The organism is Rhodococcus sp. SGAir0479, from assembly GCF_005484805.1.
Lineage (GTDB): Bacteria > Actinomycetota > Actinomycetes > Mycobacteriales > Mycobacteriaceae > Prescottella.
On record NZ_CP039432.1, the window covers coordinates 3,903,153 to 3,925,036 of the forward strand.

General features: G+C 68.8%; 19 protein-coding genes. 8 read left to right on the forward strand and 11 right to left on the reverse strand.

The window, feature by feature from the left end; all coding sequences use genetic code 11:
- Positions 1 to 5: 5 nt before the first annotated feature.
- Complete coding sequence (locus E7742_RS18065) at positions 6 to 872, reverse strand: LysR family transcriptional regulator (RefSeq protein ID WP_137800202.1); 867 nt, start codon at positions 870 to 872, stop codon at positions 6 to 8.
- 93 nt (positions 873 to 965) lie between these two features.
- Between E7742_RS18065 and E7742_RS18070 the strand changes: the two genes are divergently transcribed.
- Positions 966 to 2,111 (forward strand): YbfB/YjiJ family MFS transporter, encoded by a 1,146-nt coding sequence (locus tag E7742_RS18070; RefSeq protein ID WP_368076926.1) that lies wholly within the window; start codon positions 966 to 968, stop codon positions 2,109 to 2,111.
- Here E7742_RS18070 and E7742_RS18075 read toward each other — a convergent pair.
- On the reverse strand, positions 2,073 to 2,666 hold the full coding sequence (locus E7742_RS18075; protein WP_137800204.1) for a TetR/AcrR family transcriptional regulator: 594 nt from the start codon (positions 2,664 to 2,666) through the stop codon (positions 2,073 to 2,075). The two genes, E7742_RS18070 and E7742_RS18075, sit on opposite strands and share 39 nt — an antisense overlap.
- Positions 2,667 to 2,726: 60 nt before the next feature.
- Between E7742_RS18075 and E7742_RS18080 the strand changes: the two genes are divergently transcribed.
- A complete protein-coding gene (locus E7742_RS18080) occupies positions 2,727 to 3,326 on the forward strand; it encodes a TIGR00730 family Rossman fold protein (RefSeq protein WP_137800205.1) in 600 nt (199 codons plus the stop codon).
- Between the two features lie 48 nt (positions 3,327 to 3,374).
- On the opposite strand, the gene E7742_RS18085 is transcribed toward E7742_RS18080, so the two are convergent.
- Positions 3,375 to 4,997 carry a long-chain fatty acid--CoA ligase gene (locus E7742_RS18085; protein WP_137800206.1) on the reverse strand — a complete coding sequence of 541 codons (1,623 nt, stop codon included), beginning with the start codon at positions 4,995 to 4,997 and terminating at the stop codon, positions 3,375 to 3,377.
- Between the two features lie 104 nt (positions 4,998 to 5,101).
- Positions 5,102 to 6,238, reverse strand: coding sequence for an amidohydrolase family protein (locus tag E7742_RS18090; RefSeq protein ID WP_175420523.1), 1,137 nt, complete (start codon positions 6,236 to 6,238; stop codon positions 5,102 to 5,104).
- A gap of 102 nt (positions 6,239 to 6,340) precedes the next feature.
- On the opposite strand from E7742_RS18090, the gene E7742_RS18095 reads away from it, so the two are divergent.
- Positions 6,341 to 7,717, forward strand: a complete 1,377-nt coding sequence (locus E7742_RS18095) for a glutamine synthetase family protein (RefSeq protein WP_137800208.1) — start codon at positions 6,341 to 6,343, stop codon at positions 7,715 to 7,717.
- A 12-nt stretch (positions 7,718 to 7,729) separates the two neighbouring features.
- Here the strand turns inward: E7742_RS18095 and E7742_RS18100 are convergent, their stop codons facing one another.
- A complete protein-coding gene (locus E7742_RS18100) occupies positions 7,730 to 8,326 on the reverse strand; it encodes a CHAP domain-containing protein (RefSeq protein ID WP_137800209.1) in 597 nt (198 codons plus the stop codon).
- 90 nt (positions 8,327 to 8,416) lie between these two features.
- Here E7742_RS18100 and E7742_RS18105 point away from each other — a divergent pair, with 90 nt between their 5' ends.
- Positions 8,417 to 9,037 carry a class I SAM-dependent methyltransferase gene (locus tag E7742_RS18105; RefSeq protein ID WP_137800210.1) on the forward strand — a complete coding sequence of 207 codons (621 nt, stop codon included), beginning with the start codon at positions 8,417 to 8,419 and terminating at the stop codon, positions 9,035 to 9,037.
- Between the two features lie 12 nt (positions 9,038 to 9,049).
- On the opposite strand, the gene helR is transcribed toward E7742_RS18105, so the two are convergent.
- Together helR and E7742_RS18115 are read right to left on the reverse strand one after the other, a co-directional pair.
- Positions 9,050 to 11,233 carry an RNA polymerase recycling motor ATPase HelR gene (helR, locus tag E7742_RS18110; RefSeq protein ID WP_175420524.1) on the reverse strand — a complete coding sequence of 728 codons (2,184 nt, stop codon included), beginning with the start codon at positions 11,231 to 11,233 and terminating at the stop codon, positions 9,050 to 9,052.
- 470 nt (positions 11,234 to 11,703) lie between these two features.
- Positions 11,704 to 12,129: a DUF6301 family protein gene (locus tag E7742_RS18115; protein WP_254699058.1), complete on the reverse strand. Its 426-nt coding sequence runs from the start codon at positions 12,127 to 12,129 to the stop codon at positions 11,704 to 11,706.
- A 166-nt stretch (positions 12,130 to 12,295) separates the two neighbouring features.
- On the opposite strand from E7742_RS18115, the gene E7742_RS18120 reads away from it, so the two are divergent.
- The 3 genes from E7742_RS18120 (at position 12,296) to E7742_RS18130 (ending at position 15,666) form a co-directional block, all read left to right on the forward strand.
- On the forward strand, positions 12,296 to 12,805 hold the full coding sequence (locus tag E7742_RS18120; protein ID WP_137800211.1) for a DUF6301 family protein: 510 nt from the start codon (positions 12,296 to 12,298) through the stop codon (positions 12,803 to 12,805).
- A 236-nt stretch (positions 12,806 to 13,041) separates the two neighbouring features.
- Positions 13,042 to 14,124: an ISAs1 family transposase gene (locus tag E7742_RS18125; protein WP_254699059.1), complete on the forward strand. Its 1,083-nt coding sequence runs from the start codon at positions 13,042 to 13,044 to the stop codon at positions 14,122 to 14,124.
- Positions 14,125 to 14,316: 192 nt separating this feature from the next.
- On the forward strand, positions 14,317 to 15,666 hold the full coding sequence (locus tag E7742_RS18130) for an HNH endonuclease signature motif containing protein (RefSeq protein WP_137800212.1): 1,350 nt from the start codon (positions 14,317 to 14,319) through the stop codon (positions 15,664 to 15,666).
- 116 nt (positions 15,667 to 15,782) lie between these two features.
- Here the strand turns inward: E7742_RS18130 and E7742_RS18135 are convergent, their stop codons facing one another.
- Together E7742_RS18135 and E7742_RS18140 are read right to left on the reverse strand one after the other, a co-directional pair.
- Complete coding sequence (locus E7742_RS18135; RefSeq protein ID WP_175420636.1) at positions 15,783 to 17,432, reverse strand: alkaline phosphatase D family protein; 1,650 nt, start codon at positions 17,430 to 17,432, stop codon at positions 15,783 to 15,785.
- A 124-nt stretch (positions 17,433 to 17,556) separates the two neighbouring features.
- Positions 17,557 to 18,318, reverse strand: a complete 762-nt coding sequence (locus E7742_RS18140; RefSeq protein WP_137800214.1) for an ABC transporter permease — start codon at positions 18,316 to 18,318, stop codon at positions 17,557 to 17,559.
- A 272-nt stretch (positions 18,319 to 18,590) separates the two neighbouring features.
- On the opposite strand from E7742_RS18140, the gene E7742_RS18145 reads away from it, so the two are divergent.
- Positions 18,591 to 18,998, forward strand: a complete 408-nt coding sequence (locus tag E7742_RS18145) for a DNA-binding protein (protein ID WP_137800215.1) — start codon at positions 18,591 to 18,593, stop codon at positions 18,996 to 18,998.
- A 74-nt stretch (positions 18,999 to 19,072) separates the two neighbouring features.
- On the opposite strand, the gene E7742_RS23670 is transcribed toward E7742_RS18145, so the two are convergent.
- Both E7742_RS23670 and pepN read right to left on the reverse strand, forming a co-directional pair.
- Entirely contained in the window at positions 19,073 to 19,204 is a 132-nt protein-coding gene (locus E7742_RS23670) for a hypothetical protein (RefSeq protein WP_302660081.1), read from the reverse strand.
- Between the two features lie 175 nt (positions 19,205 to 19,379).
- Complete coding sequence (gene pepN, locus E7742_RS18150; protein ID WP_137800216.1) at positions 19,380 to 21,869, reverse strand: aminopeptidase N; 2,490 nt, start codon at positions 21,867 to 21,869, stop codon at positions 19,380 to 19,382.
- Positions 21,870 to 21,884: the final 15 nt, after the last annotated feature.

Consider the following 21,884-nt stretch of genomic DNA (forward strand, 5'->3'; position numbering starts at 1 on the left):
TCCCGTCACCGCGTTTCCGCCCGGAACCGCCGGGCCTCGGCCAGCGCGCAGTCGCGCAGTACCCGCAGCAGGGGCGTGACGCGCCCGGCGACGTAGACCAGACTCACCGCGGTCGGCGCCGCGTCGGCGATGTCGACGAACCGGACGTTGTGGTGGTGTACGCGGCGACGCGCGGCCACCGGGACCGCACCGACCCCACGGTCGGCCGCGACGAGTTCGAGCCACTCGTCGAAGTTGGTGCAGGTCACGATCGCCCGGCCCGGATCGGGTTCGGTCCAGGACTCGGCGCGGGTGGTCCCGGTCAGGGTGTTGACGACGAGCGGATGGGTGCCCAGTTCGGCCCACGTCAGCCGGTCCCGCTCCGCGAGCGGTGAGCGGGCGCTGACCGCGGCCACTCGCGGCTCCGAGAAAAGGTGGTGCACCGCCAGCGCCGCGCCGGAGACGTCGCCGCGCATGACGGCCGCGTCGATCACGCCGTCGCGCAGGGCGCTCAGCGGATCGTCGCACCGGTGCAGCAGCACGCGCGCACCGGAGCGTCTCTCGCACGCGGTGATCGTGTCGTGCGCCCACGGGTCGGGCAGCAGCCAACTGAACCCGAGGCGCACGGTCCGGCTGCTGTGCGCGGACGCGATCGCGGCATCCAGTTCGCCGAGAACGCCCCGGACACGCTCGGAGAACGCCAGTCCGGCCTCGGTGGGGGCCAGCGACCGTGACGTGCGCTCCAGCAGCCGGGTGCCCAGCGCCGCCTCGAGTTGCTGGATCGTGCGGGTGAGCGCGGGCTGGGTGATGTTCAGCCGCTCGGCCGCGGCCGTGAAGGTTCCGGCGTCGATCACGGCGACCAGCGCCCGCAGATGCCGCAACTCCACATTCATAACCGTCGAGCATAGATCCGTCCGGAACGGCATTTCTGCATGGCCGCCTGCCGACATAGCGTCGAACCGAACGACCGCACGAGAGGAGATCATGTGAGCACCCCGGTGCGCACCGTGACCGCGTCATCCGGCCGGCCCACCCGGGTGACGGTGCTGCGCGCGGCCGCCGGCCTCGCGGCGGCCATGGGTGTCGGCCGCTTCGTCTACACGCCGTTGTTGCCACTGATGCAGGAGCAGACCGGCGTCTCGCACTCCGATACCGCGCTGGTCGCGACCGCCAACTATCTCGGCTACTTCGTGGGCGCGGTCGCACTGGCCGTCCGCCCGTCGGGCGCGCGCTCGCGGGCTCTCTTCCGGGCGTCGATCGTCGCTCTCGTCGCGAGCGAGGTGGCGATGATCGTGGGCACCGACGTGGCTCTGTGGTCGGTGGCGCGCGTCGTGGCGGGCATCGCCAGCGCTGTGGTCTTCGTCTACTGCGCCACCGCGGTGGTGGGCCACCCGTCCGCCGGCGTGACGTTCACCGGTGTCGGCGTCGGTATCGCCACGTCGGGTGTGCTCGTCGTCGCCTTGGGACCGATCGTGTCGTGGACCGCCCTGTGGATCGTCGCGGCCGTCGTCACGGCCGGCTACCCCGCGTTCGCGTGGGGACTTCCCCCGGGCGCCGCGCCCCCGTCGCCGGGCGGCGGTCCGCGACCGCGCGCGACCCCGTCGGCGCGGTGGTGGACGCTGGGCGCGGCCTACTTCCTGGAAGGTGTCGGCTACATCGTCCTGGGGACGTTCCTGGTGGCGGCGGTGTCGGCGGGCGGCGCGGAGTGGACGGGCCCCGCGGCATGGGTGGTGGTCGGGCTCGCGGCCGTCCCGTCCCCACTGTTGTGGGCGTGGGCCCTGCGGCGCCGATCCGCCGAGAGCCTGCTCACCGCGGCACTGCTGTTGCAGGCCGTCTCGGCGCTGCTGCCCGCACTGGTCGCCGGTCCGGTGGCCGCCCTGCTCGCCGCCGTCCTGTTCGGTGGAACGTTCATGGGCATCACGCTGTTGGCGATGGATTCGGCACTGGGACTGGGTATTCCGCGGGCGGCAGCGGCGCTCACCGCGATCTACGGGCTGGGCCAGATCCTCGGGCCGCTCGTGGTGGCGCCGATGCTGGGCGACGGGTTCCGTGCGGCCTTCGTCTGCGCCGCCGTCGTCCTGGTGGTCGCGGCGCTACTGGCCGGCGCCACTCGCCGCCGCCGGTACCAGTAGGTCGACCACCCGCGCGGCCGTGTCGGCGTCCACCCGTCCGCCGGTGACGACCTGACGGTAGAACACCGCGCCGGCGAGTGTGTCCATGAACAGGTCCACGTCGAGTTCCTCCGGGAGGTCGCCCCGCGCCACTCCCCGCTCGACCACCTCGGCGCAGTTGTTCCGCCGCTCCGCCAGAAACGCCGTACGAAACGCCGCGAGCCCCTCCGGCGTGGACGCCAGATCACTGATGAGCGCCGGCATCGCGGCACCGAGCGGCGAGCCCGCGTAGTTGCGCACCGTGCCGGCCAGCCACTGGGCCAGGTCGCCGCGCGTGCTGCCGGTGTCCGGTACCGGGCCGGTGTCCATGAGTGTCGCGAGTGCGTCGGCGACCAACTCGGCCTTGCCGGACCACCAGCGGTACAGCGTCGTCTTGTGCACCCCGCTGGCCTCCGCGATGCGCTCGACGGTCAGCTGCGCGTACGGCGTACGGGTGAGTTCGTCGACGACCGCACGCAGCACGAGATCGCGCTTGCGGGGCCCGACTCGTCGCGAGTCGGCACTGGATCCCGGCATGCGCTCACCCTGCCACGCGGTAGAGTGCAACGCAACGTTGCGTTGCATTTGAGGAGTGGGATGAGGATCACCGCGTTCATGGGATCGGCCACCGGCCACGACCCGGTGCACCTGCAGACGGCGACGACCTTCGGCCGCGACCTCGCCGCGGCGGGCATCGGCCTCGTGTACGGCGGCGGCCGGGTGGGCCTGATGGGTGCGGTGGCCGACGCCGTCGTCGCGGGAGGCGGAGAGGCCGTCGGCGTCATTCCGCGTCATCTCGCGGACAAGGAGATCGCGCACCCGGGACTGACGATCCTCGAGGTGGTCGAGTCGATGCACGCCCGCAAGCAGCGGATGGCCGAGCTCGCGGACGCGTTCGTGGTTCTGCCCGGCGGCGCCGGCACGCTCGACGAGTTCTTCGAGATCTGGACCTGGCAGCAGCTCGGGCTGCACGACAAGCCGGTGTTCCTGCTCGACGCGGGCGGCTTCTGGCAACCCCTCGTCGCGCTCGTCGAGCACCTCGTCGACGCCGGTTTCGTGGCCGCAGAGCAGCGGGACGCGCTGCGGATCGTCGACGATCTCGACGCCGTGCGCGCCGCGATGTCGACCTGGGTGCCGCCGACGCCCAAGTGGACGAGCGCGCCGACGGCGCCCGACGTCGGCCTCGAACGGGCGTGAGCCCGCGGACCTGCCACGCAGTCGAACCGGCGTGGCAGGTCCGGAGGGTCAGAGCCGGGTGATGTCGAGGTTGCCGTCGTGGAAGTCGGCGCGCAGGCGCTTCTTGTCGAACTTGCCGACGCTGGTCTTCGGCACCTCCTGGATCACCGCCCAGTTCTCCGGCAGCTGCCACTTGGCGACCTTGTCGGCCAGGAAGTCCCGCAGCTGATCGAGCGTGGTGTCGCTGTCCTCGCGCAACACCACCGCCACCAGGGGCCGCTCGTCCCACTTCTCGTCCGGGATGCCGATGACCGCGGCCTCGGCGACGGCCGGGTGACCCATCACCGCGTTCTCGAGGTCCACCGACGAGATCCACTCGCCACCGGACTTGATGATGTCCTTGGTGCGGTCCGACAACGTCAGGTACCCGTCCGGCGTGATGGAACCGACGTCACCGGTGCGCAGCCAGCCGTCCCGGAACTTCTCCGGCGCGTCGACGCCGTAGTACGACGCCGTGATCCAGGGACCGCGCACCTCGAGCTCGCCGATGCTGGTGCCGTCGTGGGGAACTCGGTTGCCATCGTCGTCGATCAACCGCGCCTCCACGGACGCCGGGAACCGGCCCTGGGTGTACCGGTACTTCCAGCGGTCCTCCCCCGTGCTGTCGGCCGGCGGACGCGCGACCGACCCCAGCGGCGACGTCTCGGTCATGCCCCACGCGTGCAGCACGGCCACCTGGTGGTCGTTCTGGAAGGCGTGCATCAGCGACGGCGGGACCGCCGCACCGCCGATGAGCACCTCCCGCATCGAGGAGATGTCCTGCGGGTGATGCTCGAGGTACAGGTGCAGTCCCTGCCAGATCGTCGGGACGGCGGCCGCAAACGTCGGTCGCTCGGCCGCGATCAGTTCGGCGAGCGGACCCGGCTGGAGGAACCGGTCCGGCATGATCAACGACGCGCCGATCATGAACGCCGCGTAGGGAAGTCCCCACGACATCGCGTGGAACTGCGGCACCACCGCGAGCGCGCGGTCACCTTGCGCCAGGCTCGGCCCGTCGGTCATGCACACCTGCATCGAGTGCAGGTAGATCGACCGGTGCGAGTACACGACACCCTTCGGGTCACCCGTCGTGCCCGACGTGTAACACATTGCCGCAGCAGCCCGCTCGTCGAGCTCGGGCCAGTCGAACTCGGTGGGACGGTCCGCGATCAGGCCCTCGTACGTGTGCACCTGCACACCCTCGGGCGCCTCGAGGCCGGCCGTAGAATCACCGGTGACGATCACGTGCTCGACGGTCTTCATCTGCGCCAGTTGCGGGGCGAGCAGCGGGATCAGCGTCGCGTCGACGATGATCACCCGATCCTCGGCGTGGTTGGCCACGTGGATCAACTGCTCCGGGAACAGCCGGATGTTGAGCGTGTGCAGCACCGCACCCATCGACGGCACCGCCAGGTAGGCCTCGAGATGCTCGGCGTTGTTCCACATGAAGGTTGCCACGCGGTCGTCGCCGTCGACGCCCAGACCACGCAACGCGTGCGCGAGCGCGGCGCACCGGCGGCCGACCTCCGCGTAGGTGCGGCGACGCGCGCCCGACTCGGTCCAGGTGACCACCTCGGCGTCCGCATGGACGGTACTTCCGTGGCGCAGCAATTGCGCGATGGAAAGAGGTAAATCATTCATCGTACTCAACATCGACTGCTCCTGGCTCGATGCACGCCGGGTGGCGTGCCGCTGTGGCCCGAAACTATGCCATGGGAGAGACCCGGATCACAGGGCCCCGGCTCCGGCGTTTCGGACTACCCGGTCGACGGGGCCGGGCCGGGTCCGAGACCATAGGCGCGCCGGGCGTTGTCGGCGGCGATCATGCGTGCCACCCGCCGCGCGTCGTCGAAGGACCAGTTGCCTTGCGCCAGTTCGGTTGTCGACACCGTCACGAGCGCCGATCGGAACCGTGCGGTGGCGATGTGGAACAACTCGGGCAACCCGAATCCGTCCGACGAGAAGAGCACCGACCCGAACGGCGCCAGCTCGAGCAATTCCGTGAGGACGCGGACCGCTCCCCCGCCGACGTTCTGCACCGCCAACCCGACGTCCACGAACACGTGGTCGAACACCTGCGCCAGGTAACCGGCGTGCCGGTGGAACGGGTAGTTGTGCAGCAGCATGACCGGGACGCCCCGGTCGGCCGTCGCGCGCAGCAGCGGCATGAGCAGCAGCGGGTCCGCCCGGTGCAGATCGGTGTCGGCGTCCCCGTACCCCACGTGGAACTGCAACGGTAGACCGAGATCCACGGCGGTCCAGATCAGGAAGCGGATCAGGGTCTCGTCGGCCAACCGCACCGGCGCACCCGCGGCGATGTCCGACGCCCATCGCGCAGCTGCCGTGTAGACCGCGGCGTCGGAAGGCCGATCCGGAGCCAACCACAGCCCCACCCGGTAGGCGGCGACCGACTTGAACGCGACCGCGGTGCCCGCGGCGGTGGCCAGCGTGGTCCGGCAGGCGTCGGCGAACGCCCCCACGCTTCCCGACGCGATCACGGCCTCGGCGACGGGTTCGAGCCGCACCACCTCCCGCGCCCGGCCACCCGCGTCGGTCGCCAACCGGTCCGGCGGCGTCAGCCGATCGGCGAGGAAACCCGTGTCGACGAGGAACTCCTCGATCCCGGCCGCGCGCAACAGTCGGCGCGAGACCTCGTCGCCACCGAGTTCGGTACGCCGAGCGAGGTACGCGTCGGCGGCCGCGTGCGGTGGCAGGCCGAGCACCGGTGCGCACAGTCGGCGGACTGCGAAGCCGACCTGGGTGTCGAAGAGGCTGCCGTGCCACGGGCCGGGCGCGGCCGCCTCGCACAACAGCGATTCGAAATCCCGTCGGTCCAGCGGCTCGGGCACCACACCGTGACAGTGATGGTCGACGAGCGGAAGCGCGTCGACCATCTCCGCAATCGAGCCGCGATCGGAGCTCCGCGGCGTATCGTCCGGTAACGACACCACCCCTGCCATTCTGCCGCCGACCGGCCCCGATGCAAGGGAGATGCGATGGACCGCCCCGAGCGCGACCATCGGGCACTCGCGGCCGCACGCCTGACGCGTGACCTCGCCGGACGCGGTGTCGTCGCCGTCGCGCTGCCGTGGGTGGACAACAGCGGCGTGGTACGCACCAAGGCCGTCCCACTGGACCGCCTCGAGCACGCCGCCACGTGGGGCGTGGGCGCGTCGCCGTCGTTCGATGCGTACACCGCGGACGACGACATCGTCGCCGGACGCTACGCCGGCGGGCCGATCGGCGATCTGCGCCTGCTCCCGGATCTCGACCGCCTCACGGTCCTCGCGGCCCAGCCGGGGTGGGCCTGGGCGCCGGCGGACCGCTGCACGCAGGACGGGGAGCCGCACCCGCAGGATGCCCGGGACGCCCTCCGTCGCGCCGTCGCTCGCCTCGCCGACGAGGGGCTGACGGTCCGGGCCGCGTTCGAGATCGAGTGGGTGGTGGGCGAGGACGCCTCGGACGGCTTCGTTCCCGCCACCCGTGGGCCCGCCTACGGTTTCACCCGTGTGGTGGAGAAGTCCGACTACCTGACGGCGTTGCTGTCGGCGCTACGACAGCAGGACGTCCGGGTCGAGCAGATCCACCCCGAGTACGCGTCCGGCCAGTTCGAGCTGTCGGTGGCCGCCGAGGACCCGCTCGCGGCGGCCGACACGTCCGTTCTGGTGCGCGAGACCGTCCGGGCCGTCACGATCCGTCACGGCATGCGGGTGTCGTTCTCCCCCAAAGTGGTTGCCGGCGGCGTGGGAAACGGTGGGCACGTCCACCTGTCGCTGTGGTGGGACGGCCGCAATCTGCACAGCGGCGGTGACGGCCCCTGCGGCCTGACGGCCACCGCGGAGGCGTTCGCGGCGGGCGTCCTCGATCACCTCCCGGCGCTGTCCGCGGTGAGCGCACCGTCGGTGGCGAGCTACCTCCGGTTGGTGCCGGGCCAGTGGTCGGCGCCGTTCCAGGCGTGCGGGCCCGAGAACCGGGAGGCCGCGCTCCGGCTGATCACCGGGAGCGCGGGCGAGGAGGACCGCGCCGCCAATCTCGAGGTGAAGGTGCCGGACCTGTCGGCCAACCCGTACCTGTGCATGGCGGGGTTGCTGTTCGCGGGAGCGGTGGGGATCCGGGAGGGCCTGTCGCTGCCGGAACTGCTCGACGTCGACCCGAATTCTCTCGACGAGGAGCAGCTTCGACGACGCGGTGTCCACCGGCTGCCGACCACCCTTGCCGAATCCACCGCGGCGTTCGACAGCGATGCGGTGCTCACCGACGCGTTCGGTGCGGAACTGTCGGCCACGCTCGTCGACGTGCGCCGGGCCGAGATCGCCAAGTTCGACGGCGCGACGGAGGAGGAGATCACCGCGGCGCTGCGCTGGGCGTGGTGAGGCCCCGCGGGATCAGCTGTCGAGGCGCCCGAACCCGACGACCGCCCCGTCCGACTGCCAGTCGAGGTCGTGAACGCGGATCTTGCCGAGCTCGTTTCCGCCGACGGTCGTGGCGGTGCCACCGTCGATCGCGACGACGAAGTTGGTGTGCTGGCCCAGCCGGAACTCGTTGTCGTACAACACCACGTCACCGATCTCCGGCCGGTAGCCGTTGCCGGCCGGTTCGAAACGGCCCTGGGATTCGTAGTACTCCTGCAGCGTGTAGACACCGGGGATCCGCCACGATCCGGAGTTGGGGTTCGCGAACGGCTCCCCGGCCTCGCGCATGATCCAGCTGACGAAGTTGGCGCACCACGGCTCCTTCGCGCCGTCGGAGTAGAAGGTGCCCGGCCGCTGCTGATCGTGTTCGGCCTCGAGAAGGTCCACCACCTTCACCTGCGTGGGTGACAACGTGGTGCGGTCGATGTCGGGGAACGCGGCCGTATCCCACGGGAGGTACCGCGACGGCACCCACAGCAGCACGGCGCCCGCCGCCACCACCAGGACCGCGATCACAGCAGCGATCCAGACGGCGAGGCGACGACGACGGACGTCGGGTTCTGCGCTCATGTCCTCGAATGTAGCCCGAAGGACGACGGCGACCGCGTGTCCGCACGGAGGTCGGTGTCCGCACGGAGCGCGTCTGGGACACTGCGCCGCATGCACCAACCCGGATACGACGCCCTCGCCGAGCTCTACGACGAGACGTTCCCGGAGGCCTACACGACCCCACTCGAACGTCACGTGGTCGCCGCGTTCGCCGATCTGGTCCTCGGCGACGGGCTCGACGGTGTCGTGCTGGACGTCGGCTGCGGAGCGGGGCACGTGGCCGCCGACCTCGCCGGCCGCGGACTCGACGTGGTGGGAATCGACCCCAGCATCGAGATGCTGCGCCTCGCCCGCCGCCACCATCCGGAGCTCCGGTTCGTCCACGGTGACGCCCACCTCGGTCGCACGAACCTGGACGGGTCGGACGTCCGAGCGGTTCTCGCGCGCTTCAGTCTCATCCACGTGCCTCCGGCCGAGGTGGCGCACGTGTTGACGAGTTGGGCCACGCGCCTGCCCCCCGGCGGATTCGTGGCGGTGGCCGGCCAGAGCACCGACGCCGCGGGTGAGGTCGAGGAGTTCGACCATCGGGTGGCGCCGGCGTGGCGTTGGCACCCCGACCGGCTCGGCGACGAGTTGGCCGACGCGGGCTTCGACGAGGTGTGGCGGACGGTCAACCGGCCGGACGCGGTGCAACGATTCCCCGCGGTGCACATCGTCGCTCGGCGGCGGTGATCGCTCGCTTCGTCAGTGGGCGGTCTCGGCGAGGCCGCGCAGCGACGACGGGAGCGGTCCGCGGTGAAGCACCCCCAGACGCTGGGTGGCGCGGGTGAGGGCAACGTACAGCTCGGCCGCACCGCGAGGGCCGGCGGCGAGGATGCGGTCGGGATCGACCACCAGGACGGCGTCGAACTCCAGGCCTTTCGTCTCCGACGCCGGCACCGCACCCGGTGTGCCAGGCGGCCCGATCACCACACTGGTGCCCGCGCGGCCGGATTCGTCCCGTTCGAATTTCTTCATGGCGTCGAGAAGCTCGTCGTCGGTGACGCGGCGGGACCACGGCCGCACACCGCACGACCGGACGGACTCGGGTGCGCGGACGTCGGGCGCGAACTCGGCGAGCACCGCCGCTGCGACCGTCATGATCTCGGAGGGGGTGCGGTAGTTCACCGACAGCGACCGGTACAGCCAGCGGCCCGGTACGTACGGGTCGAGCATCGAGTTCCACGACCGCGCGCCCGCCGCCGACCGGCGCTGCGCGAGATCGCCGACCACGGTGAACGACTTGCTCGGACAGCGTCGCATCAGCACCCGCCAGTCCATCTCGGACAGTTCCTGAGCCTCGTCCACGACGATGTGCCTGTAGGTCCAGTCACGGTCCGCCGCAGCACGTTCCGCGAGGTCGCGGGTGTCGCGGTCGACGAACCGTTCGGCGAGCATCTCGGCGTCCAGCACGTCGTTCGCGAACAACCGGAGATCGTCACCCTCCATGTGATCGGCCCGGTCGACGAGGCCGTCGAGCACGTTCTGGGCGTACTCGGTGCGCGCCTTCCGCTCGAGCTCGGCGCTGGGGTCGGGCCCCTTGTCGGACCCCAACAGATCGATCAGTTCGTCCAGCAACGGCACGTCCGACACCGTCCAGGCATCTGCCTCCGCGCGCCACAAGGCGTCGTCGGCCCCGGCTGCCCGCAATCGCTCGGGCGAGCTGTAAAGCTGTGCCAGCAGCTCTTTCGGCGTCAGGATCGGCCACAGAGCATCGAGAGCCGCCGTGAATGTCGGGTCCTGAGCGAGCTCATCGACCAACTCGGCCCGCATCTGCTCCCATGCCGCCCGATCCGATCGCGACAGCCAGCCCTTGCCGATGCGGCCGATCGCCCGTTCGGTGAGCACGTACGTGACGATTTCCCGGAACACCGACCGTGCCTCGTTGTGCGGACGACCGCTCGCACGCGCCTCCTCACGTGCCCACTCCGCGATCCCGGCATCGATGTGCAATGCCACGCCGGACAATTCGATCGGATACGGCTGCTCCGGAAGACGCTGCCGGTCGGCGACGGCGGCCGCGAGCACGTCGAGCATGGCCAGCGAACCCTTCAGTCGGGCCACCTCCGGCACATCCTCGTCCTCGACGTGCAGGCCCGGTATTAGACCGGCGGTGGTCGTGAACACGACGTTGGTCTCGCCCAGCGACGGCAGCACGCGGTCGATGTGCCTCAGGAACGCCGAATTGGGCCCGACCACGAGTACGCCGTGACGCTCCATCTGCTCGCGCTGCGTGTACAGCAGGTAGGCGACGCGATGCAGCGCGACCACGGTCTTGCCGGTACCGGGTCCGCCCTCGATCACCAGCACCCCGGAGTGGTCGAGCCGGATGATCGCATCCTGTTCGGCCTGGATGGTCGCCACGATGTCGCGCATGCCCGCACCGCGGGGGGCGTCGACGGCGGCCAGCAGCGCCGAGTCACTCCGGCCGTCCGAGTCGGCGCCGTCGGGACGACCGAGGACCTCGTCGGTGAACTCGACCACCTGACGGCCTCGGCTGAGGAACTGGCGGCGTCGGCGCATGTTCTCCGGGTGGGCCGCGGTGGCCACGTAGAACGGCCGAGACGCCGGTGCCCGCCAGTCGAGGAGCAGCGGGTGGAACTCGTCGGCCTCGTCGAAGATCCCGATCCGACCGATGTACCGCCGTTCACCCGAAACCGCGTCCATACGACCGAAACACAGCCCGTGATCGGCGACGTCCAACCGCTGCATCTCCCGCGCCGACGTCGCCACCTCGACCTCGCGATCCACGAGCGTTCCGCCGCGGTCCAGCAAAGCCTTGCCGTGCCGCGCCTTCACCCGCGCCCGCTCCGCGTCGAGCCGCTCGTAGAGATCGCGCACGTACTCCCGTTCGGCCTGCAGTTCGTCTTCGTATGTTCGAGCCGGCATCTGCCCTCACCTTCCCCGTCCCCGCGACACAGGTGAGCGATTCTGCGGTATCACCGGGGCCTTGCCGCAAGCCCCCGGGCCGGCTATATGTTGGAGGTGGAAAGAACGCCTTTCCATTCCACTCGGCCCGGACTTCCGGCGCATTCCACTTCGGTCGGCGCGAGAATTGTGTTTTCGAACCATTTCCGTTCGTGCCGCTCTGGTCACCGCTGTTCGACGAATCGGATCGCCGGCAAGTCCTCGGATTCCGGCCGTGCTGGGCTGGTGGATGGTGCCGGTGAAGGAACAGTCCGTTGTCTTGCGTCAAGAACTCGGCGGGGAGTGACCGCGTCGAGAATGAGGACCTCTCTGCCCTCCCACTCGCCCGAACCACCGAGCAACTAGACACCCTTCGATATGAGCGGCCCAATTCGCGTGAGGAGCGCGCAAAACTGTTCCCGCAACGGATGCGATCTCACCGACCTCGATCGCTAGTCCTCGTCCTCGTACTCCTGTTCGGGCTCATCCATCCATGCCTGATACCCCGGACTCGTCAGATCGAGGAAGATCGCACCAACACTCAGGTGCAGTGAAATGACCGCTTTCGGCAGGTCCCACCCGAGAACTGCCGTTGGTCCGGGTTCGGCGCTCGTGGCTGTCCCCAGGAGCGCGGTAAGTCCCACATCGAGGTTCGTGAACCCGTCGTCCAGCAAAGGACGCACCACTGTCATGGGCGTAGCATCCGCCACGTCCGAGACGAAGATCGAGATGTAGCGCATCGAACGGTTCCGCCTGTACATGTCCGCCTCCGGCCGGCTGACATGGAGGTTCGTTCGTATTGAGGCGCCGTTTTGATCCGATTCAACGAGCTCCCATCCAGCTTGTGCGCAGAAGGGTTCGAGGCAGGGCCCCGGCAAAGTCGTATGACCGCACGTCAGGCGGTAGGTCGACCGGCCGGCGTGGGTTGCCTCTGGCCCATCACTTCGGCCTCGACGGCTCTGTGGTCAGCCGACGATCAAAGACCCCGTGCCAACCCCTGCCATCAAGGAGTGCCCCGAGCCACCTTCACAGTACGATGCGACCATGCGTACCGACTTTGACCGTGCTGCCGAAATCGTGCGCCTGGCAGCAGAATTCGAGTGGACCTGGTCACGAGATGACCTCGACCGATTCTGTGCCGCCGCAGGCTGGACCGTCACCGAATATCGGGAACTAGGCGCGTCGATAACAACAGGCCTCAACATCGCACGTCCTGGAGGGACCGCGAATCTCGACGTGAACAGCGTCAAGAAGATCGACTTCGGTGTCACGGATAGCTTGGGTGAACAGGAAGCTGAATCCAGCGGGCTGCTAGGAGTGTGGTTCACCGGACTGTGCAGTCGATTGTTGACTGAGCTTGGGCTACCTACTCGTCGTGAGGAGGGCAGGATGCGGTGGGACCTGCCTACCGTGGTGGTCACTGCCTTTCGGGGAGAGCGGAAGGACTTCGTGAGCATTGCAAGCCCTCAATACGAAGCAGAGCAAGACCAAATCGACGAGTACATCGACAAGTGGGACGAGTACTTCGGCAGTTCGTCCGACGAGGAGGTGTAGCACGCAGGTATCGCGACGGCCACTCTGTCCGCGCATACATGTGCACCGCCCACCAGCAGGGCCTCAGCAAAGTCGTGAGTGATGCCTGCTGAGCTGCGGTTTCACGATGGAGTGGCACACGATCGAGGGTGCAGATTGGGGCGGGCACGACCGTCTCGGTGATGATTCAAGTTCCCACACAATCCCCCGAGGAACGAGTCGTGCCCGCAGCCCTACCTTCTCCCACGCATGCTCCGGTGTCGGATATCGGGATCCTCGAGGTGCTCGACCTGGTGCCCGATCCGCGGGCCCGGCGTGGGGTCCGGCACCGGCTGGCGGTGATCCTGTCGGTGGCGTTGGCGGCGGTGTGTGCCGGCGCGCGTTCGTTCACTGCGGTCGCCGAATGGGTCGGCGACGTGCCGGTGGATGTGCTGGACCGGCTCGGGATCGAGGGCCGGCCACCATCGGAATCGACGATTCGGCGAACCCTCGCCCGCCTCGACGCGACCGTGTTGGACCAGGCCATCGGCGTGTGGGCGTGGCTGCGAACCCGAGTGGTTGACGGCCGACGGGTGATCGCCGTCGACGGGAAGACGTTGCGGGGCGCGAAGAACGCGGCCGGACATCTGACGCATCTACCCGCCGCCCTCGACCATGGAGATGGGGTGGTGCTCGGGCAGGTCGAGGTCGGCGCGAAAACCAACGAGATCCCGCTGGTCACCGATCTGCTCGATGCGCTCGACCTCACCGATGTCGTGGTCACCGCGGATGCCCTGCACTGTCAGCGGGCCACCGCCGAATACATCGTCGGCCGCGGCGGGCACTATGTGTTCACCGTGAAGAACAATCAACGATGCCTACGGAACTTGTTGAAGTCGTTGCCCTGGAACGCTATTCCGGTCTCGTCGTCGATCACCGGGTGCGGTCACGGACGACTCGAACGCCGCACGATCAAGGCGACCGAAGTCGGTGCCGGACTCGGATTCCCGCACGCCTGCCAGGTGTTGCAGGTTCGTCGCACCGTCACCCGCAGCGGCCACAAGACCGTTGAGGTCGTCTACCTGATCACCTCGATGCCGATGACCTCTGCCGCTCCGGAGCAGGTCGCGGCCTTCCGCGGGCACTGGGCCATCGAGAACCGCCTGCACTGGGTTCGCGACGTCACGTTCGACGAAGACCGGTGCATGATCCGCACCGGCACCGCTCCACGGGTGATGGCCACGATCCACAACACCGCCGACAGTATTCTGCGTCTGGCCGGCCACACCAGCATCGCTGCTGGGTTACGGCACCACAGCCGCAACCCACACCGGCCGGTCGACCTACTTCATGCCGCCTGACGTGCGGTCATACGACTTTGCCGGGGCCCTGGGGTTCGAGGTCGTCGACGGCCCAGGTCCAGTCGAACTCTGCGGCGCGGTGGGCGACGCGTGTGGCGCCTTCGATGTCGACGTGCATGTGTGAATGCTAATGAAACTCTGACGCACGAAAAGTTCCTTGACTCGAACACTAGTTCGAATTATACTCGAGTCATGAATCCGGGGGGACTCAACACCACAGCTGCTGCACTCATCGAACTGAGTCACGGTGACGTGCGGGGGCTGGCCGAGTTGGATCTGGTGCGCACGACGGTTGATCTCTCTCGTCTGATCGAGCAGCTCGAAGCTCTACGTGTGACGGCGGTGGCCGAAATCAACGAGCGTGCAGTATCTTTCGACACGCTGGGGTTCCGTAGTGTCAAGCAGTGGTTGGCGGCCAACACGTTGTTGGAGGTGCCGGCGGCGGCGCGGATCCTGGCGTTGGGGAAGGCGCTGCGGCGGGAACCGGAGATCGCCGAGGCGCACGAGAGAGGGCAGGTCTCGTCCGAGCATGCTGGTCTGATCACCAAGTTCTGCGAAAAGCCGCCGCGCGGGATGCCCTTCGAGGCCCTTCCGTCGTGCCGGCAGGTGCTCCTGGATTGCGCGGCGAATCCCGCGGCGACCACGATGAGTGTGCGCACCTGCATCTCGCGGCTCGAGCGGATCTTCGAATCCGACGAGCTCCCGCCCAGCGAGGACGCCGACCGAAACGAGTTCCACGCCTCCAAGACATTGAACGGGCGCGTCGCGGTCAAGGGCGACTTGGATGCTGTCACCGGCGAGATGTTGCTGACCGCTTTGTCCGCGCTGACGAAACCGCGGAACCCGAACGACGACCCCGCCGCGACCCGCACCCCGGGGCAGCGGCGGGCGGAGGCATTCGCCGAAATCCTGCGCCGCTACCTCGACTCCGGGGAGGCACCCATCGAAGGCGGCGAGCGGCCCCACCTGTCGCTGCACGTGAACGCGCGCGACCTCGCCCGCACCGACCACGACCACGACCACGACCACGACCACCACGAGCAGTGGACGGCTCGAGACGCGGACGCCGACGCACCGGATCTGTTCGGCGGCAGAAAATTTCACGAAAGGGACGTCGCGCGCGTCCCACACCTCGGGCCGCTGACCATCGCGACCGCCCGCCGCCTCGCGTGCGACTGCCACCTCACCCCTGTGGTGATGGACGACGGTGTACCGCTGAATCTGGGCCGCACCACCAGAACCGTGTCGAAGAAGCAGCGCCGGGCGCTGATCGCCCGGGACCACGGCTGCGCCTTCCCCGGCTGCGGAGCACCGCCCGCCCACTGCGAAGGCCACCACATCCACCACTGGGCCGACGGCGGACCCACCGACCTCGACAACCTCGTGCTCCTGTGCCGCTACCACCACCGGCTGCTGCATCACAGTCATTGGGAAGTGCAGATCGGCGCCGACCACCATCCCTGGTTCACCCCACCGTCACTGGTGGACCCGTACAAGAAACCCATGCCCGCCCACAATCGCGCCGGACCACACGCTGCCTGAACGAGGCTGTTGAACCCTGTAGGACAAGCCAATCCGAACACCGCTACAGCCGACACCCGAACGTGGGTGCCGGCTACAGCGGAATGGGCGAGACCTGTTTACCGCGCGGACGGCGCTCACGCGCCCGGGCGGTACCCGGCGGGGTCGAGGGCGGCGGCGACCGGGTGGGCCTGCTGTGTACCGTCCGCAACCCGATAGCTCACCCCGTGGCGGATGGTGCCGCGCGGATCGGTGGGATCGTTCACGTAGAACCAGTCCATCTGCGCCGCGTGCTTGTCGACCTCGAACACACCGAACCCGTGGGAGTCGAGCTCGACGTACCGGACATGGTGGTTGATCGCCTTGAACGCCTCCTCGGCCGCGACCGTGGCGGTGCGTGGCGGCACCTTCAGCATGTCGTCGATGTTCGGCGAGGTCACCGACGGCACCACGAACTCGGTCCCGACCGTTCCGGCGCCCGGGTAGTTCGCCGCGTCCACGGGCAGATCACACGCCCACGACGTGTGGATGTCACCGGTCAGAAAGACGGTGTTGCGCACTCCGTTCGCGGTGATCGTGTCGAACAGTCTGCGCCGATCGGCGGTGTAGCCGTCCCACTGATCGGTGTTGAACGGGATACCGGCAGCGGGCACACCGATCGTGTCGGTGACGGCGCCCATGGTGCGGCCGTCCAACGGCGGGAACACGCAGGGCGCGATCATCACGGGGTTGCCGACCAGTTTCCACTGGGCCGTCGCGGTGGCGATACCGCTCGTGAGCCAGTCCATCTGGGCGCGACCGGTGATCGTACGGTCGGGTGCGTCCACCTTGCGCCATCCCGCCCCCGCGGACGCTTGCTCGTCGCGATACGTTCGCAGGTCGAGCATCGAGATCTCGGCCAGCGACCCGTAGCGGAAGCGGCGATACAGCGGCGTCCCGGCGCCGCTCCCGTTGACGCGCACTGGCATCCATTCGAAATAGGCCTGCATCGACGCAGCCTTGCGCGCACCCCAGTCACCCTCGGTCGTCGGGTCGTGGTTCTCCGCCCCACCCTCGTAGGAGTTGTCGGCGGACTCGTGGTCGTCCCACGTCGCGATGAACGGGACTTTCGCGTGCAGCGCCATGAGGTCCGGGTCGGTCTTGTACTGCGCGTGACGGATCCGGTAGTCCGCGAGGGACACGATTTCGTGTGCCGGTTCGTGCAACCGGACCGATCCGGTGCGTGCGCCGTACTCGCCGCGACCGTACTCGTAGATGTAGTCACCCAGATGCAGGACGGCGTCGAGGTCGTCGCGCTCGGCGAGGTGGCGGTACGACGCGAACCAGCCGGCCTCCCAGTTGGAACAGGACACGACGCCGAAACGCAGACGCGCGATCTCCGCGTCGTTCGCCGGGGCGGTCCGGGTCCGGCCCACCGGGGACGTCTGCCCGGCTGCCACGAATCGGTAGAAGTACCCGGCGCCGGGACGCAATCCGCTGACGTCGACCTTGACGGTGTGGTCGCCGTCCGGTCCCGCGATCACGCTGCCGCTGCGCACGACGTCGGCGAAATCGGCGTCCGCCGCAACCTGCCAGGACACCGACACCGGTCGACCACGGCCCGAGCCGGGGACGGCCTCGGCGGACGGGGTGACGCGCGTCCAGATGATCACCCGGTCGGGGAGCGGGTCGCCCGACGCCACGCCGTGGCCGAAGACCGCGGGCGACGGGGTCTCGGCCGAGGCGCGTCCGGTGGTCACCGCCGCGGCGAGGCCGGCACCGGCGAACACCATCGATCCGCGGAGCATCCCTCGGCGGGTGATCGTCTCGAAGTTCTCGTACACCCCTGTATGACAACTCAACTCGCACGCACGTACAACTCGCCGTGGGCTCCGCACCGAATGTTCACCCGGTGTTCCCCCGGTGGCGGCCTCAGTACACCGACTGCGTCCGGGGTCGATGGACCACGCCGCGGGCGACCAGCTCGATCGCCACCGTCACCGCACACGTCTGCGCCAGCAGCAACCCCACCAGGACGAGGATCTGCACGGCTCCGGCCTGCACGGCGGAGCCGGTCGCGAGCAGCACGCCGACGAAGGCGCCGGGCAGCGTGACCAGCCCCACGGTCCGGGTCTGGTCGAGGCCCGGCAGCAACGCGTCGGACGCCGCCGGTCCCACCACCTCCATCCGGGCATCCCGGACGGTCAACCCCAGGCTCAGTCCCGCCTCGACCTCACCCCAGCGTTGGTCTATCGCGTCGAGTCCACGTTTGGCGGCGAGCGCTGTCGCCGTCATGGCGTTGCCCAACACGATGCCCCCGATCGGCACCAACGCGACGCCCGTCATCGGCACCACCCCACTCACGAGCATGAGCGGGAGCACCACCCCGACACCGGAAGCCAGCGCCGACGCGAGCCACACCGCCGATCGCCCGGCCCGGGCCCGGCGGCCCGCCGTGACGGCTGCGGCACCGAACATCACCGCCAGAACCGCGAACGAGGACCACAGGTGCGCCAACGCCGCAGCGAGCACCAGCGAGACGGCGGCCAGTTGGAGGGCGCCCCGGGCGGCGGCCCACGGTGCGGTGAGTGGCTTGCCCAGACCACCGAGTCGATACACCACAGCAGTGAGCGTCACCATGACGACGCACAGGAGAATCAGCGCGAGCCCGGGGTCGGCCAGGGCGGCACTCATGACGCCGGCCCGTCCGGACCGAGTCGCGGTCGACGGCAGGGGCGGCGCAGCGCTGCCGTCGTCGGACCGATCGCAGCCGCGACCTCGCTGTCCGGAAACAGCTCGGGCATCCGGTGCCTCTCGACGACTCGCCACTCCCGTTCACCGAAGCGTGAACGCTGTGAGCCTACCGCCGGAAACAAGGGGGCGGTCCATCCGGACCGGCGGCCCGGGAGGACGTCGAGGGGAACACTTTGTTGACAACACTCTGTTCACTCCGGCAGGGTGGGTTCATGCCCGACGAACCGTTCACACGGCCCGATCCCAGCCGCGAGCGTGCGCACCGTGAGTACGCGGGCCTGTTCCGGATCGCCGAACGCCACGGCGCCACGCCGGAGCAGCGGGCTCGACAGTCTCACCCCGAGATGCTCGATCCGCTGGGTGCCGTCCGTATCGTGGCCGCGGTGGCGGGCGGCGTCCACCCGCCGGACCCCGGAGAGCCCGAGGTCGACACCGCCGACCTCACGGCCGCGCTCGGACTCATCCCCAAGGCGCGGGCCGAGATGGATCAGCTCGAAGCACTGGTGCTGGAACTTGCCCGTCGAAACGGAATGACCTGGCAGGAAATCGCTTTCGGCCTCGGACTGGGGAGCACCCAGGCCGCACGACAGCGGTACGAGCGACTGGTCAAGCGCATCTGAGCCGGCACGCGTGTGGGGCCCGAAGCCGACGAGCGACTTCGGACCCCACACACTTCGACCGTGGTCGCCGACACCTAGATGAGCAACGCGGCGAACGTCCCCAGCGCGGCGATCAGTGCGGCAAACGCCCCCACCGCTTCCGCACCCGCGACAACCTGGTCGAAATCGACCGAGCCCAGGGCCGTGGCAAACTCCTCAGAACCCATCGTGTTCCCCTTTGTTTCTGTGAAGCAGGTGCTTCGCGTCAGTCGCCGTTCTCGGCGCCACTGCATGTGTAGCCCAGCGCCGCAACAGTTTCCAAGCCGACAATGCCCGTATCCGCAAGCTATTACAGAAAAGAAACGCTCGCGCGTCCGCGCGTAAAGAAGGCGTCACACCCCGTTAACGCCATGCACCGCGCACCCGCAGATCCCGGGCCAGGTGATCGCGTTGTTCGTCCACCAGACGACGCAGCGCGGCCGGGGCGTCCGCGTTCACGGCGAGCCAGGAGTCCACCCCGTCGAGCGAGTCCGCCGCCGGGAACAACCCGAGCACGATCCGGCGAGCGATCTCGATGCTGCGCTGCGCCCACACCCGCCGCAGCGCGGCGAAGTACTCGTCGTCGTAGCGGCCGATCAGATCGCGCCGTTCACCTGCGCGGAAGCCTCCGATGACGGCGTCCAGCTGGTCGTTGCTCAATCCGGTGTCCTCGAGCGCGGACGTCCACGCCCGTGCCTTGACCTCCGCGTCCGGCCGGGCGGCGAGCGCCCGCAGTTGCGCGATCCGCCCGGACGCGGTGTCGTCGCGGGTCAGCTCGACGTCCAGATCGGCCGGGGTGGCATGCCCTGTCGCCGACAGCGCAGTCCACAGCGCCCAGCGCAGGTCGGGGTCCAACGCCAGCCCCGCGGGGGCCGGACGATCACCGGCGAGCATCGCTCCGATGTCGGACGCGTATCGGTCGTCCACAACCGCTGCCGCCGCGAGGGCCCGCGCCCACGCCAGTTGAGCGCCGGACCCGGGCTCGGCCCGGTGCGTTGCCGCCCAGCAGGTTTCGAGCCGGTCCCGACGCCACCTGGCCCGGGCGTCGTCGGTGAGGTAGTGCGCGATAGTGAACGACGCATTCGCCAGTACGGCCGCCGACAGTGCGGTGTTCGTCTCGGACGGCGCGAAGGCACACGCCATCGACAGGTATCGCTCGGGGTCGAGTTCCCCGTCGCGGGCGGCGTTCCACAGCGCCGACCAGATCAGGCCGCGCGCCAGCGGGTCGGTGACGCGATCGAGCGATCGCTCCACCGTCTCGAGGGACGGACCGTCGAGGCGCACCTTCGCATACGTGAGGTCGCCGTCGTTGAGCAGCCGCAGCGGCGCATCGGGCAGGTCCACCGGGGTGCGGGCGGCGGAGACGTCCAACTCCACCCGCTCCCGCCGCACGAGGTCGCCGGCAGCATCGAAGTCGTAGAGACCGATGGCGAGCCGGTGCGGACGCGGATCGGTCTGGACGATCTCGTACCCCGCCGCGGCGCGCTCGAGGGTCACGGTGGAGACGCCGGTGGTCTGCAACCATTCCCGTGCCCACACCGCCAGATCACGTCCGGATGCCGCCGACAGTTCCGTCAACAGGTCCGCGAGCGTCGTGTTCCCGAACGCGTGACGGTGGAAGTACCGTCGGGACCCTTCGAAGAACGCGTCACGGCCGACGTAGGCGGCCAGTTGCTTGAGGACGCTCGCACCCTTCGCGTAGGTGATGCCGTCGAAGTTCAGCTTCGCGGCCTCGAGGTCGACGATGTCGGCGACGATCGGGTGTGTCGTGGGTAGCTGGTCCTGCGAGTACGCCCACGCTTTGCGGCGGTTCGCGAACGCGACCCACGCGTCGGTCCATTCGGTGGCCTCGGCGCACGCCAGCGCACCCATGTAGTCGGCGAAGGATTCCTTGAGCCACAGATCATCCCACCAGACCATGGTGACCAGATCGCCGAACCACATGTGGGCCATCTCGTGCAGAATGGTGTTGGCCCGCGCCTCGTACTGGGCGGCCGTGGCGGCGCCGCGGAAGACGTAGGCCTCGGTGAAGGTCACGCAGCCCGGGTTCTCCATCGCGCCGAGGTTGTACTCGGGCACGAAGACCTGGTCGTACTTCCCCCACGGGTACGGGTAGTCGAAGTGCTCGGCGAAGAAGTCGAGTCCCTGCTTCGTGACCTCGAATATCGTGTCGGCGTCGAGGTACTGCGCGAGCGACCCACGGCACAGCACTCCCAACGGAACTTCGAGATCTCCTCGGCGCCACACCGATTCGACGCGATGATACGGACCCGCCACGATGGCCGTGATGTAGGTCGAGATCGGGAGGGTGGGGCAGAACTCGACGGTGACGCGGTCCTCGTCGTCCTCGGCGACCGCCGGGGGACGGTTGGACGTCACTTCCCATCCGGTCGGTGCCACGACCTCGAAGACGAACGGCGCCTTCATGTCCGGTTGCTCGAAGCACGCGAAGACGCGACGGGCGTCCGACGGTTCGTACTGCGTGTAGAGGTAGGTGTGACCGTCGACCGGATCGTGGAACCGATGCAGCCCCTCACCGGTACGGCTGTACTCGCCGACCGCGCTCACCACGACGGTGTTGGACTTGCGCAGGCCGCGAAGGGCGATCCTGGCGCCGTCGTATTCGACGTCCACGAACTGACCGTTGACGATCACCGAGCGGATCTCGAGGCCGATGAAGTCGAGCCACGTGTCCGTGGTGGTGGCGTCGAACTCCACCGTGGTCGTGGTCAGGAACCCGGCTTCGCTGTCGTCCGGGGCGTCGGTCACGTCCAACTCCACCCGATACGAGCGGACGGTCACCGCCGCGGATCGCGCAGCGGTCTCGGCACGGGTCAGATTCGCGATACTCACGTCTTCGATCCTGCC

What these genes read in the sequence shown, in the direction of transcription:
- E7742_RS18065 (WP_137800202.1), bottom strand. Translation starts at nt 872, where the DNA reads ATGAATGTGGAGTTGCGGCATCTGCGGGCGCTGGTCGCCGTGATCGAC.
- E7742_RS18075 (WP_137800204.1), bottom strand. Translation starts at nt 2,666, where the DNA reads ATGCCGGGATCCAGTGCCGACTCGCGACGAGTCGGGCCCCGCAAGCGC.
- E7742_RS18080 (WP_137800205.1), top strand. Translation starts at nt 2,727, where the DNA reads ATGAGGATCACCGCGTTCATGGGATCGGCCACCGGCCACGACCCGGTG.
- E7742_RS18085 (WP_137800206.1), bottom strand. Translation starts at nt 4,997, where the DNA reads ATGTTGAGTACGATGAATGATTTACCTCTTTCCATCGCGCAATTGCTG.
- E7742_RS18090 (WP_175420523.1), bottom strand. Translation starts at nt 6,238, where the DNA reads ATGGTCGACGCGCTTCCGCTCGTCGACCATCACTGTCACGGTGTGGTG.
- E7742_RS18095 (WP_137800208.1), top strand. Translation starts at nt 6,341, where the DNA reads ATGGACCGCCCCGAGCGCGACCATCGGGCACTCGCGGCCGCACGCCTG.
- E7742_RS18100 (WP_137800209.1), bottom strand. Translation starts at nt 8,326, where the DNA reads ATGAGCGCAGAACCCGACGTCCGTCGTCGTCGCCTCGCCGTCTGGATC.
- E7742_RS18105 (WP_137800210.1), top strand. Translation starts at nt 8,417, where the DNA reads ATGCACCAACCCGGATACGACGCCCTCGCCGAGCTCTACGACGAGACG.
- helR (WP_175420524.1), bottom strand. Translation starts at nt 11,233, where the DNA reads ATGCCGGCTCGAACATACGAAGACGAACTGCAGGCCGAACGGGAGTAC.
- E7742_RS18120 (WP_137800211.1), top strand. Translation starts at nt 12,296, where the DNA reads ATGCGTACCGACTTTGACCGTGCTGCCGAAATCGTGCGCCTGGCAGCA.
- E7742_RS18130 (WP_137800212.1), top strand. Translation starts at nt 14,317, where the DNA reads ATGAATCCGGGGGGACTCAACACCACAGCTGCTGCACTCATCGAACTG.
- E7742_RS18135 (WP_175420636.1), bottom strand. Translation starts at nt 17,432, where the DNA reads ATGCTCCGCGGATCGATGGTGTTCGCCGGTGCCGGCCTCGCCGCGGCG.
- E7742_RS18140 (WP_137800214.1), bottom strand. Translation starts at nt 18,318, where the DNA reads ATGAGTGCCGCCCTGGCCGACCCCGGGCTCGCGCTGATTCTCCTGTGC.
- E7742_RS18145 (WP_137800215.1), top strand. Translation starts at nt 18,591, where the DNA reads ATGCCCGACGAACCGTTCACACGGCCCGATCCCAGCCGCGAGCGTGCG.
- E7742_RS23670 (WP_302660081.1), bottom strand. Translation starts at nt 19,204, where the DNA reads ATGGGTTCTGAGGAGTTTGCCACGGCCCTGGGCTCGGTCGATTTCGAC.